Source organism: Fructilactobacillus frigidiflavus (genome assembly GCF_044054575.1).
Taxonomy (GTDB): domain Bacteria; phylum Bacillota; class Bacilli; order Lactobacillales; family Lactobacillaceae; genus Fructilactobacillus; species Fructilactobacillus frigidiflavus.
Genome location: NZ_CP168716.1, coordinates 1288787 through 1301377 on the forward strand (window position 1 = coordinate 1288787; position 12591 = coordinate 1301377).

The following is a 12591-nucleotide window of genomic DNA, read 5'->3' on the forward strand; positions in this document are numbered from 1 at the left end:
TACTTACCATACTTGTAGTAAATTGTATTTACTTAATCTTGTATTACACAATTAATGTTATAATTAATTATGGAGGTTTATTCTTATGAAAAATAGTCTCACTGCTTTGCGTGAAGTTAGTAAGTTGCAACAACAACAATTACAATCTTTAACCAAAGCTAAAAATTTAACTATTTCAGAATGGCAATTGCTTTTATCGATTGCAGACGGATATGATAAACAAGAATCTCTTTCTAAAGAAATGGCACTTGATACATCTACGTTATCAAGACAATTAAAACGATTAGTCGAAAAAGAAATGGTTCAGAAAAAGGCAATTGGAAAAGATAAACGTCAATTAGTCTATACCATTTCTGATTTAGGAAATCAATCAATCAAGGATATTGCACAAAGCTATACTAAACTAAAAAATAGAATTTTTGAACAATGGTCTGAAGACGAAAAAAACATGCTCAAAATTTTATTAAATCGTTTAGGGAACAGTATGAAAAAAATTAATAAGTAAAAGGGTGATTAGTAAGTGAAAACAGCAATTTTAACAGATAGTTCAGCTTATTTGTCAAAAGAAGACATAAAAAAATATAACATTCATATTATTCCAATTTCAGTTGTTTTTGGTAATGAAAGTTATCGGGAAGGTATCGACATTGATAATGCCGAATTTTATCATAAATTAAATGCTTCTAAGAAGCTTCCAACAACTTCACAGCCACCAATCGGTGAATTAATTGAGCTATATAACCAATTAGCAGCTGAAGGTTACGATACTGTTATTAGTATTCATTTGGCCGCAACTATTTCTGGTTTATTTAATCAAGTAACCAACGTTGCAGGAATGTTAGATAATATCCGTGTAATTCCGTTTGATTCAGAAATTACAGTGGCATTAATGGGTGATCTGGTCAAATATGCTGCTGCTTTAGCAAACATTGGAACGGATCCTGATGAAATCATTAATAAACTTAAAATCCAACGAAGTACTATCAATGAGCTAATTGTAGTTGATGACATCAATAATTTAGTCAAAGGTGGACGATTATCTAATGCCTCAGCATTTATTGGTGGCTTATTAAACATTAAACCAATTTTAACGTTTGATAATCAAACAGATGAAATTGTAGCATTTGATAAGGTTAGAACAATGAAACGTGCATTAAAACGGGTCGAATCAATTGTTACAGACGAACTTAAAAACCTTGATTATAAAGTTAAATTCTTTGTAATTGATGCTAATGATCGTAAAGCTGGCGATACTTGGGTTAAAAGTATTCATGACCAATTCCCAAACATCAAAATTGAACAAGGATATTTTGGGCCATCAATTGGCGCACACCTTGGAGAAAAAGCTTTAGCACTTGGTTGGGAAAAAGAGATTAACTTTGACGAAATTAAATAATAAAAACATCTCGTAAAATTTACGGGATGTTTTTATTAGTAGGTTATAGCAAAAAATATAAATCTTTAATTTTCTTTTTCTAGTTTACATAATATATATTATACGAAGTAGTATTAATTTCAATAAATTGCTTAAATGTTCAATACGTAATACGTATTGACTGTTTTTCGTTAATGATTATAATCAAAAAAGTTCCAAAACATTTATTTGTTTTAGAACCTTTAATTAATAATCTTTAATTTTCTGGATTTAATTCACCAGCTGCAATGGCATCTAACATTGGTCTGGATGGAATGAAATATAATGTTCCAGTTTTCAAAGTTGAAAACGTCAATAAGAAATCACTCATATCAACCATTTGTTGTAACATACCTTTGGTAACACTCCAATGACGCGAATATCCCATAAAGTAAGTACCAGTTTTATTACTTGCAGGATCAGAAAATGGTACGTTCATACGCACAATCTTATTTTCGTCACCAGTATTAGATGCTAAATTATGTGCATTAGCATACTTATCATCGTCATCTAATTCAAGATCAGAGAACTTTTCCCGACCAACTGCTTTATCTTGATGTTCAACCGTCATTTTATTCCAAAAATCCATGTCATGAATCCATTTTTGGGTAAATAAATATGATCCGTTCACAAACTCAGGATCTTCGTCACCAATAATTGCATATGGTGCTGCGTCCTCAACTTGTGGAGCTTCCGTACCATCAATAAAGCCAATGATCGCACGTCCTTCAAGATATCTAAAGCCCTTAACTTCGTCTAAAACATTAGTGAAATCTTTTAAAAATTTCCGATATTGTGTCACAACTTCATAGACTACAGCTTGATTTTTTGCTCTTATATGCAAGAAAAGATCGCCATCAGTAGCTGGCATACTGTATTCAGGCCCAGTAACTCCAGTAAAATCTTCTAATTCTTTGGGTTTATTAGCTTTTGGAAAAAGATAATTCCAAGCTTTATTACTAAAACCAATTGCTACACGTAAATCAGCTTCTGGCTCTCTAATACGCATTGAACGAATAATTGCTTGTGAACGATCAGCAAACTCTTGAATCCCTGCTTGTGCTTTGGCTTGATCATCACGTTTTAATGCTAACGAAACAAAGTCTACGTTTTCACCAACGTCTTTCCAAACATCTTGAGCTTTATCTGGTTCCATTTTTACTACCATAAAAATTATCTCCATTTCTACTTATTACACTTCTATTATAACGCAATATCTAAGCAAATCTTTGTTATAATAGAAATTGTGAAATGTTTTACATATAGGAGGTATAACATGTACTTAAAAAGATTTATAGAATTATTTATTGCATATGCCATTTCATTTTTACTTGCAATTTTAGCAATTGGCTATCCATTCAATTTTGCGCATTTAGCTTTAATTAGCTCAGGTGTGATAGTTGGCTACTTAGTTTTAGTCATTCCCCTCACCTTGCTTACAATTAAGAAAATGACAACTCGGAAAAAAGCTAGTGGCGTCAATCAACACGAAAGTAAGTTTGCAAACGTTTTAAATAGCTTACCTGCTTTCATGTATTTAGCAACTAAGAACAAAGACGGCATCATCAGTAATTCAATTATTACCTATGCTCAAAGTTCAAAACAAGAAAATGTATTTTACGTTGTCACCCCTGCTACTACTGAACGCGCAAAAAACATTCAGCAAAACCACCAAGTAGCAATTGCTAGCTTATTTGAACAAAAAACTGGGTTACGTTTTTCATCTAACCAAGCTACTGCTAAGGCAATTACTGAATCAGAAAAAATTGAAAAATTAGCAAGTGAAATTCCACAAATTAAACAGTTAGACGAAAATCTAAAGGATAAGGCCGTTATTATCATTACCCTTAATTCGGCTATTATAGAATCATTTAGAGATCGTCCGGAAATTATTAAATTTTAAAACCCAAAAGAGCTTATCGCAGTTTTGATATAAATTGCGATAAGCTCTTTTTATTTTAGGTTATTTTTGGCTTGATTATAATTCTTTCATAACCTGCTTAAAAGCACCTAACTCTTATTTCTAAACTTTACTAAAAGTGCTGCTATCGCAGGAATACTAGTCAATCCAATTGATAATATAAAATAAATTGCTGGAGTGATTAAATTTCCACCTAAGAAAAGATGCTGCGTTAGTTCATTGACATAATAACCAGGAAAAATCTTTTGAATATTAGTTAAAATCAACTCCCAATCCGAATTAATCCATGTATAAAAAGGAATTATTAAAAAACTAACTACTAACATTACAAGAAAACTTGAGGCATCAATAGCCTTTGTGTTAAAAAATTGACCAAGTGTGAAACCAAATAAACTTAAATAACAGCCAAATATATTTAAAATAACAATTGTAATTATAAATTTCATGCTAATCTCAACGTGGCCAATAAAGACTGCTACCATAAAAATAACTAAACAAATCACGGTATTCAAAACTAATTGGACAATAATTTCATCAAAGAGCCATTTTAAAATGGTGTACTTTGAAGTTTCAATTTGAAGTTCATAAAAATTCTTCATTGAATTAACCGATTTAGCAAAAGAAATCAATGAATTTCCTGCAATACCAATTAAACAACCAGCCGTAAACCAAATATAAGTATACTTAGTGTTATAAAATCCTCCCGATTTGCTCATCATAATTAGAGCAATATACCAAAAAACTGGCGTCAAAAGGGTAAACAGGATAAAGCGCTTATTTCTAAAAGTGTTTTTAATCATTAAATAAATATTCATTATTGAACCTCTCGATTATGTTGACGATACCATTGATCAATATTTTGATTATGCGAATGAATGGTCGCAACCTTTTCATCACAACTAATTTCCCCATTCTTTAAAAGGATTACTCGATCAAAATAATGATCAATTTGGTTAAAGTCATGCGTAATGGTAATGACTGTTCCTTGAATTTGATCCATGTATTTCCAAAAGAAATCGATTGTTTCAAGATCCATTCCCACCGTTGGTTCATCTAAAATTAATAATTTAGAAGGTTTAATTGAACTAATTAGTAAAGCTAACTTTCGTTTTTGTCCTCCTGATAAGGAAGAAACAAACATACTTTTGCTTTTCAATAATCCAAATTCAGTTAAAAGTTCATCAATCTTGATTTTGGGTAATTTATTTAATGAAATTGTGAGTTCAATCATTTCTAATACCCGAAAACTTTCAATTAGTGTATTTTCCTGTGGCATCAGACCAAAGTCATTACTTTTATCATAATTACGTTTTATTACCCCAGACGTCGGTTTTAAAGCTCCACTGATAAGTTTAACTAAGGTTGTTTTACCAGCACCGTTACTTCCTAAGAAAGCAATTCTTTCATTATTAGCAACAATCAAATTGATATCTTTTAAGACCGGATTATCAAATTGTTTTTTAACATGAGTTAACGTTAATAAATTTTCTTGTGCGGTTTCGTTACCCGTTACTAATTCATTTAGGTCCACGTTAAAAATTTGGGCTAAAGAAAGTAATTTATCTAAATCAGGAACTGAATCACCCTTTTCCCATTTAGAAACTGATTGACGAGAAACAAACATTTTATTCGCCAACATTTCTTGTGATAGATTTTGTGCTTGGCGTAATTTAATAATTTGCTTTCTAAGTTGATTTTGCATGTTAATTCTCCTGTTTTTGATTCGATATGCATATCTGAATTTAAGTATACCTAAATCATCAGAAAAATCTATAAAACCACTGTTATCAAACGATTGCATAGCCCGCAACTAACAGTTGCACCTTGATTGCGTAATACAAGTACACTAAAAAAGACCTATGATTTCTCATAGATCTCAATTTATATTAAAGATTATTGGTTTTCCCAAACATTTTGTTTAAATTGTTCTCTGCCACCCATTTCTTCCATTTCAGCACGAAGTGGATTCTTTTTGTAGAATTCTTGGTGATAATCTTCAGCTGGATAAAAAGGCTTCGCGTCTTCAATTTTTGTCACGATTGGTTTATCAAATTTACCTGATTTTTCTAAAGCTGTTTTAGATGCTTCAGCAATTGCTCGTTGTTCAGGACTATTTACAAAAATTACGGGACGATAACTATCACCACGATCTTGGAATTGGCCCATGGCATCAGTTGGATCAGTTTGTCGCCAGTAAATTTCTACTAACTGTTTATATGAAATGATTTCTGGATCAAACGTAATTTTCACTGCTTCAGTATGACCGGTTTTTTCACTACAAACTTCTTCATAAGTTGGATTGGCAACATGGCCACCAGTATAACCAGATACGACGGATTCAATTCCTGGCATTTGGTCAAATGGTTTAACCATACACCAAAAACATCCACCGGCAAAAATCGCTGTTTCCGTTTTTTTACTCATTTTAAAAACCTCTTATTTAATTAATTTCTTGTATTCGCCATAACCTGCTTGTTCAAGCTCATCATATGGAATAAATTTTAACGCAGCTGAGTTAATACAATATCTCAAACCACCTTTATCAGCAGGACCATCTGGAAAAACATGTCCTAAGTGAGAATTACCATCAGAACTTCTTACTTCAGTTCTAATCATCCCAAATGAAGTGTCAGTATTGTTCTTTACCGCACTTTTATCAACTGGTTTGGTAAAAGCAGGCCAGCCACAACCAGAATTATACTTATCATCAGAGACAAATAATGGTTCACCAGTTGCAACATCAACATATAATCCCTTTTCAAAAAAGTCATCATATTTACCAGTAAATGCCGGTTCTGTAGCAGCTTCTTGGGTAACCGCATATTCTTCGGGGGTTAGCTTTTGTTTAAGTTCGTCTTTATTAATTTTGCTCATTTCATATTCCTCCTCATTAACTATTACACCTAATGATATCTATTTTATAATAGATTGCAAACAATCTAACTTATAAATTTAAATTAATTAAACAAAAAGCAATTGAATTCAAAAAGAATTCAATCGCTCAATGTATAAAAGTAAATACTTTAAATTATTTTTCTGCTTCTAATTGTTCAGTCAATGGAGGAACAACTTGTTTCTTACGTGAAACCACTCCAGGTAAACTCATTACATCATTATCGTTGAATTTGTTATCAAATGCAGTTTCAACAATTGCCTTTGGTTCACCGACTACAATCATTTCTGAGTTACTAGTTAACACATTAGTAACTAGAACGAGGAATAAATCATAGTTTTCTGCTTTAGCTTCTTCAACCATTGCAGCTTTAATATCATCAAGTCGTTTGTTAATATCTTCCAAATCAACCACGTTAATTTGATCGATACGTACGTTTTTACCACCTAAAGTAAATGACTTAGCATCACTATCAATTAATTCTTTGTCTGATTTAGCATCAACGTTCGTACCTGCTTTAAGCATTTTAACACCGTAATCTTCAATGTTATCAACGCCTGCAATATCAGCTAAAGCTTGTAAAGCATCACGATCAACATCAGTAGTCGTTGGTGATTTAAGCAATAAAGTATCAGAAATGATTGCTGACATCATTAATCCAGCAATTTCTTTAGGAATATCAATTCCTTCTTCTGAGTACATTTGGGTAATAACCGTTGAACAACAACCGTAAGGAGCTGCACGATAGTATAAAGGTTTAGAAGTATCAAAACCACTAATTCGGTGATGATCAACTACATGAGTAACCGTCAAATTAGCAATATCGTTGATACTTTGTTGTGGTTCATTGTGATCAACTAACATAACTTTATCTGTTTCCGGTTCTGCATTTTCTACAATGCGGGGAGCTTTCACACCAAAGTAATCCAAAACAAATTTAGTTTCAGGATTAACTGGTCCTAAAGCAACTGCTTCGGTATCGTAACCATCTTGTTTTTCTAAGTATGCTAATGCAATTGCAGCTGCGATTGCATCAGTATCAGGATTTTTGTGTCCAAAAACTAATTCTTTAGTCATGTAAATAATCTCCTTTAAATTCTTATATTATTACTTTACCACAAAGATAATTTTAAACCAATTTTGCATCTTCTTCACTTGCAATCATCACTTGATGATCAATTGAAACTGGAACGCCATCAATTTTAACATCAACCTCAGGATTTCCATTAGAAACCCGTTTTGAAAAACCATGTTCCTGTAAAATGACATCGTGCCCGTTCAAATGATCAGTATAAATTGTCAAGATTTGATCTTCAGGATTGATTTTCACAAAATTAGCCAGTAAATTATCCCGTGTCTTAAAGTCTCGTAAAACTTTAACCCCTCTACGAGCCCGACTGGTAACTGGGATTTCAGATGCTTTTATTTTTTTAAAGTTACCATTTTGAAATACAATAGCTAGTTGAGAATTTTCGTTTACTAATTGTGAATTAACTACTACATCGTCATCACCTAAAGTAATCGCTTTAGCACCTGTAGTCCGAGCTCCGTTAACTGAAACTTCAGTGACGTTGTAGCGAAGTGCTAGTCCTTGTTCTGTCATTAATAAAACATCACCGGTATCGCCATTGGAAATATATTCGACATCGACAACGGCATCTAATTCATCTTTTAATTTTTCATAGACAGCTGCCCGACTCTTATAAGTCCGACCAGGTAACAACTTTTCAAACTCAGTTTGTTTAATATGACCAGATTTAGTGGTAATCACAAAATTACCCTGCTCCTTAAGATTAGGAAAGGCAAAGGTTGCAATTACCTTTTCGTTAGAATCAATTCCATTTAGTTGAGAAATATGATCCCCGGTATCTTTCCATTTCACATCATCAAGTTCAAAAACCGGACGATAGATTAAGTTACCAGCATCCGTAAACATAAACAATGAATCTCTCGTACTTAACTGTTTAATAAAGACCGGACGATCTTCATCCTTCAAACCATTATCGGTTAATTCAGAGGCCTTGTAGGAACGAAGACTACTTCGCTTCAAATAGCCATCTCGTGAAATCATTACCATCACTTGTTCGTCAGGAACGACGACTTTTTTACTAATCTTAATATTTTCAATTTCAGCTTCAATTGTAGAACGACGTGGCGTCTGATATTCGGCTTTTAATTCGCTTAATTCATCAGCTAAAACTCGATCTAATTCCACTGGATTAGCCAAAATTGTTTGATATTCTGCAATCTTAGCCGCTAACTCTGCATTTTCTTTCTTTAGCTTCGTCACATCAGTGTTAGTTAAGCGGTAAAGTTGTAATGCAACGATGGCATCCGCTTGTTTCTCAGTAAATTCGTATTCCGTAATTAAATTATCACGGGCATCTTTCCGATTTGAGCTGGCACGGATGGTCGCAATTACCTCATCTAAAATTGAAAGAGCTTTAATCAATCCTTCAACAATATGTTGACGGTCTTGTGCTTTGTTCAAATCAAACTTAGTCCGTTTCGTGATTACTTGTCGTTGGTAATCTAAGTAAGTCGCTAGAATATCTTTTAGACCCAGCCGTTGCGGACGCATGTCTTTAATAGCAACTACGTTAAAGTTATAGGAAACTTGCAAATCCGTATTCTTATAAAGATAGTTTAAAATTCCCTTTACTTCTGCATCACGTTTTAACTCAAGGGAAATCATTAATCCAGTTCGATCAGAGTCATCCCGAACTTCCGCAATTCCGTCAACTTTTTTGTTAATTCTAATTTCATCAATTTGTTTAACTAATTGTGACTTATTAACTTCATATGGAATTTCGGTAACTTTAACTAATTTCTTACCACCACGAAGATCTTCAATTGAACTTCTGGAACGAATCATAATTTTACCATGACCATCAGAATAAGCTTGTTTAATTCCGTCTAGTCCTTGAACGATTCCTCCAGTTGGGAAATCTGGTCCTTGGACAAACTTCATTAAATCATCAAGGGTTGCATCTGGATGTTCCTGTAAGTATAGTAAAGCATCAATTACTTCAGCTAAATTATGTGGTGGAATCTCCGTTGCATATCCAGCTGAAATTCCGGTCGCCCCATTAATCAATAGATTGGGTAAACGAGCTGGTAAAACAGTTGGTTCATATTCTGTATCATCGAAGTTTAAGACCCAATCAACGGTTCCTTTATCGATATCACGAAGCATTTCCCCCGCAATTTTACTAATTCGAGCTTCGGTATAACGCATCGCAGCAGGTGGATCACCATCCATTGATCCGTTATTACCGTGCATATCAATCAGTGGTTCTCTTAGTTTCCATGATTGACTCATTCGGACCATCGCATCATAAATCGAACTATCACCATGCGGATGAAAATTACCCATCACGTTACCAACTGATTTAGCCGCTTTTCTAAAGCCTTTATCATAAGTATTTCCATCTTTGTTCATTGAGTACAAAATTCTTCGTTGAACGGGTTTTAATCCATCACGAACATCTGGTAAAGCCCGTTCTTGAATGATGGCTTTTGAATAACGACTAAATCGTTCATCCATAACTGATGCTAATGATAGATTTTTAATTTCAGCTTCTTTTGTCAATCATTTTACCTCCTATTCCTTAGTATTATCTAAAATGCTTCCTTCGTCTTCAAGGTTAAATTGAACGTTATTTTCAATCCAATCTCGTCGTGGCTCTACTTTACTTCCCATTAGTGTGGTCACTTGACGTTCTGCCACTGCTGTATCATCAATCTGTACGCGAATCAAAGTCCGATGTTCTGGATTCATCGTTGTTTCCCATAATTGATCAGCATTCATTTCCCCTAAACCTTTGAATCTTTGCAAAGTCATACCCTTCGGAAAGTCTTTTCTTAGGGCTTCGAGTTCTTCATTAGTCCAAGCATATTCGATCTTCGCATTCTTGCCTTTACCTTCTTGTAATTTATAAAGAGGTGGTAAAGCAACGTAAACGTGTCCTGCTTCAATCATCGGACGCATGAATTTATAAAAGAACGTTAATAACAGAATTTGAATGTGAGCTCCATCATCATCAGCATCCGTCATGATGATAATCTTGTCATAATTAGCATCTTTTAACTTAAAGTCGCTTCCCATACCAGCGCCAACTGTATACATAATTGTGCTAATTTCTTCATTTTTCATGATATCAGCAACGTTCGCTTTTTCGGTATTTAAAACTTTCCCTCTTAACGGAAGAATGGCTTGATGTTTCCGATCTCGACCTTGTTTTGCAGAGCCCCCGGCTAAATCACCTTCGACTAAGAACAATTCGTTTTTACTAGCATCTTTTGATTGAGCGGGAGTCAGTTTACCTGAAAGTAATTTTTCTTGTTTCTTTCTCTTTTTACCATGTCGACTTTCTTCACGCGCTTTTTTAGCCGCTTCTCGTGCTTTACGTGCTCGGAGGGCCTTTTGGACTAACGTGGTGGCTAAGTCACCATTTTCCATCAAAAAGTATAGTAATTGTTCATCAACGACGCTATCAACAATGGCTCGTGCTTCAGGAGTTCCCAGTTTTTCTTTAGTTTGACCTTCAAATTGAAGTCCTTCTTCAGGAACCCGTAAGGCAACCACGGCCGTTAAGCCTTCACGAATGTCACTACCTTCTAATTTTTTGTCTTTTTCTTTTAAAATACCGACTTTACGAGCATATTCATTAAAGGCTTTGGTCCATCCGCTTCTAAAACCAGCTTCATGGGTTCCACCGTCTTTGGTCCGCACGTTATTCACAAATGAGAGCATTGTTTCCGTATAGCCATCGTTATATTGTGCCGCTACTTCAACTTCAATGCCACCTTTGCTACCATCAAAGTACATCACATCGCCCAGCGTACTTTTCCCTTCATTTAAGTAAGCAACGAATTCTTTAATTCCTTCATTGAATAGGTAAGTTTCTTCCCGTTCTTGGCCTTCCCGTTCATCAGTAAGGGTAATTTTAACTCCCTTTAATAAAAAGGCTGATTCTCGTAAACGAGTCGCTAATGTATCAAAATTATACGTAATCGTTGTAAACATCTCTGGATCTGGCTTAAAGGTAATTGTTGTTCCATTGCCAGCCTTAGTCTTTCCTAAATTACGTAAAGTTCCAACGGGATGACCACCATTTTCAAAATCTTCTTGATATTTTTCGTGATCACGTACAATTTCCACCGTTAAGTGACTGGATAGTGCATTAACTACACTAGACCCGACCCCATGCAATCCTCCCGAGGTTTTGTAGCCACCTTGACCAAACTTACCACCAGCATGTAAAACGGTTAAAATCACTTCTGGAGTGGGTTTCCCAGAGGCATGCATTCCAACTGGCATTCCACGACCATGATCGACTACCGTGATACTGTCATCTTTATGAATTGTTACATTTATTTCTTTTCCGTAACCTGCGATTGCTTCATCAACAGCATTATCAACAATTTCGTAAACTAGATGGTGTAACCCTTTTCCATCAGTAGAACCAATGTACATCCCTGGTCGCTTACGAACCGCTTCTAATCCATGAAGAACTTGAATTGAAGAAGCATCATAATTATCTGAATTGTTTAATTTCGTCATATGCAGAAAACTCCTTTTCGTCTGTATTTTATAATAACTTATTTAGCATGTATTGCAAATCAAGTCATAATCAGTGATTTTATCTTCATAATCTGTCGGATTTAGAAAAATAATGATAAAATTATGTTTGTTGACATTAAATCTTTGGAGGAAAAATGATTAAAATAATTGTTCTTTTATTGATTGCTTATTTATTAGGCTCAATTCCAAGTGGCGTTTGGGTCGGTAAAACTTTTTTTCACGTTGATGTTAGAAAACATGGTTCGAAAAACATTGGAACTACAAATACTTACCGAGTTTTAGGCCCAGTTGCTGGCACGATTGTCCTATTCATGGACATTGGCAAGGGATTTATCGCAACCTGGATCCCAATGAATTGCGGAATATCCTCTTGGTACCCTTTGATTTTTGGAGTAGCAGCTGTCTTAGGCCACACTTACTCCATCTTTGACCATTTCAAAGGGGGGAAAGCCGTTGCTACTAGTGCTGGCATGTTGCTAGCCTACAATCCCCGTTTTTTCTTAATTGCCACGATTGTATTAGGACTTTGTATCATGATTACTAGCATGGTGAGCCTCGGTAGCATCATTAGCTTTACCATGATTACCTTTGTTTCTTTTTGTACCCATGACATGGCTCTAACCTTAATTGCTTTTGGGTTAACTTGTTTTACAACTTATCGCCATCGAAAAAATATCGTAAAAATTATTCACGGAGACGAAAATTTAGTTCCGTTTGGCTTGTATTACTGGTATTTAAAATATATCAAAAAATCAATCAAATAATAAAAAGACTTT

Annotated in this window: 12 protein-coding genes; 4 read left to right on the forward strand and 8 right to left on the reverse strand. The window is 34.4% G+C overall.

Going from position 1 to position 12591, the window contains the following annotated elements:
• The first annotated feature begins 85 nt into the window (after positions 1–85).
• Positions 86–505, forward strand: a complete 420-nt coding sequence (locus tag ACEPSS_RS06480) for a MarR family winged helix-turn-helix transcriptional regulator (RefSeq protein ID WP_395318465.1) — start codon at positions 86–88, stop codon at positions 503–505.
• A 15-nt stretch (positions 506–520) separates the two neighbouring features.
• Positions 521–1396, forward strand: a complete 876-nt coding sequence (locus ACEPSS_RS06485; protein ID WP_395318467.1) for a DegV family protein — start codon at positions 521–523, stop codon at positions 1394–1396.
• 235 nt (positions 1397–1631) lie between these two features.
• Here the strand turns inward: ACEPSS_RS06485 and ACEPSS_RS06490 are convergent, their stop codons facing one another.
• A complete protein-coding gene (locus tag ACEPSS_RS06490) occupies positions 1632–2582 on the reverse strand; it encodes a Dyp-type peroxidase (RefSeq protein ID WP_395318468.1) in 951 nt (316 codons plus the stop codon).
• A 108-nt stretch (positions 2583–2690) separates the two neighbouring features.
• On the opposite strand from ACEPSS_RS06490, the gene ACEPSS_RS06495 reads away from it, so the two are divergent.
• The gene (locus tag ACEPSS_RS06495) at positions 2691–3317 is read left to right on the forward strand and encodes a pyridoxamine 5'-phosphate oxidase family protein (protein ID WP_395318469.1); all 627 of its coding nucleotides are present in this window, start codon (positions 2691–2693) and stop codon (positions 3315–3317) included.
• A gap of 107 nt (positions 3318–3424) precedes the next feature.
• Here ACEPSS_RS06495 and ACEPSS_RS06500 read toward each other — a convergent pair whose 3' ends face one another.
• The 7 genes from ACEPSS_RS06500 to parE form a co-directional block, all read right to left on the reverse strand.
• On the reverse strand, positions 3425–4150 hold the full coding sequence (locus ACEPSS_RS06500) for a hypothetical protein (protein ID WP_395318470.1): 726 nt from the start codon (positions 4148–4150) through the stop codon (positions 3425–3427).
• Positions 4150–5037 carry an XRE family transcriptional regulator gene (locus tag ACEPSS_RS06505; RefSeq protein WP_395318471.1) on the reverse strand — a complete coding sequence of 296 codons (888 nt, stop codon included), beginning with the start codon at positions 5035–5037 and terminating at the stop codon, positions 4150–4152. Before ACEPSS_RS06505 ends, ACEPSS_RS06500 begins: the two co-directional genes overlap by 1 nt.
• Before the next feature lie 191 nt (positions 5038–5228).
• Positions 5229–5759, reverse strand: a complete 531-nt coding sequence (gene msrA / locus ACEPSS_RS06510) for a peptide-methionine (S)-S-oxide reductase MsrA (protein WP_395318473.1) — start codon at positions 5757–5759, stop codon at positions 5229–5231.
• A 12-nt stretch (positions 5760–5771) separates the two neighbouring features.
• A complete protein-coding gene (msrB, locus tag ACEPSS_RS06515) occupies positions 5772–6209 on the reverse strand; it encodes a peptide-methionine (R)-S-oxide reductase MsrB (RefSeq protein ID WP_395318475.1) in 438 nt (145 codons plus the stop codon).
• Between the two features lie 154 nt (positions 6210–6363).
• A complete protein-coding gene (locus ACEPSS_RS06520; protein ID WP_395318477.1) occupies positions 6364–7305 on the reverse strand; it encodes a manganese-dependent inorganic pyrophosphatase in 942 nt (313 codons plus the stop codon).
• A gap of 52 nt (positions 7306–7357) precedes the next feature.
• On the reverse strand, positions 7358–9820 hold the full coding sequence (gene parC, locus ACEPSS_RS06525) for a DNA topoisomerase IV subunit A (protein ID WP_395318479.1): 2463 nt from the start codon (positions 9818–9820) through the stop codon (positions 7358–7360).
• A 12-nt stretch (positions 9821–9832) separates the two neighbouring features.
• Positions 9833–11794, reverse strand: a complete 1962-nt coding sequence (parE, locus tag ACEPSS_RS06530; protein ID WP_395318481.1) for a DNA topoisomerase IV subunit B — start codon at positions 11792–11794, stop codon at positions 9833–9835.
• 155 nt (positions 11795–11949) lie between these two features.
• Here parE and plsY point away from each other — a divergent pair, with 155 nt between their 5' ends.
• Positions 11950–12579 carry a glycerol-3-phosphate 1-O-acyltransferase PlsY gene (gene plsY, locus ACEPSS_RS06535; protein WP_395318483.1) on the forward strand — a complete coding sequence of 210 codons (630 nt, stop codon included), beginning with the start codon at positions 11950–11952 and terminating at the stop codon, positions 12577–12579.
• The last annotated feature ends 12 nt before the right edge of the window (positions 12580–12591 follow it).

What these genes read in the sequence shown, in the direction of transcription:
- ACEPSS_RS06480 (WP_395318465.1), top strand. Translation starts at nt 86, where the DNA reads ATGAAAAATAGTCTCACTGCTTTGCGTGAAGTTAGTAAGTTGCAACAA.
- ACEPSS_RS06490 (WP_395318468.1), bottom strand. Translation starts at nt 2,582, where the DNA reads ATGGTAGTAAAAATGGAACCAGATAAAGCTCAAGATGTTTGGAAAGAC.
- ACEPSS_RS06495 (WP_395318469.1), top strand. Translation starts at nt 2,691, where the DNA reads ATGTACTTAAAAAGATTTATAGAATTATTTATTGCATATGCCATTTCA.
- ACEPSS_RS06500 (WP_395318470.1), bottom strand. Translation starts at nt 4,150, where the DNA reads ATGAATATTTATTTAATGATTAAAAACACTTTTAGAAATAAGCGCTTT.
- ACEPSS_RS06505 (WP_395318471.1), bottom strand. Translation starts at nt 5,037, where the DNA reads ATGCAAAATCAACTTAGAAAGCAAATTATTAAATTACGCCAAGCACAA.
- msrA (WP_395318473.1), bottom strand. Translation starts at nt 5,759, where the DNA reads ATGAGTAAAAAAACGGAAACAGCGATTTTTGCCGGTGGATGTTTTTGG.
- msrB (WP_395318475.1), bottom strand. Translation starts at nt 6,209, where the DNA reads ATGAGCAAAATTAATAAAGACGAACTTAAACAAAAGCTAACCCCCGAA.
- ACEPSS_RS06520 (WP_395318477.1), bottom strand. Translation starts at nt 7,305, where the DNA reads ATGACTAAAGAATTAGTTTTTGGACACAAAAATCCTGATACTGATGCA.
- parE (WP_395318481.1), bottom strand. Translation starts at nt 11,794, where the DNA reads ATGACGAAATTAAACAATTCAGATAATTATGATGCTTCTTCAATTCAA.
- plsY (WP_395318483.1), top strand. Translation starts at nt 11,950, where the DNA reads ATGATTAAAATAATTGTTCTTTTATTGATTGCTTATTTATTAGGCTCA.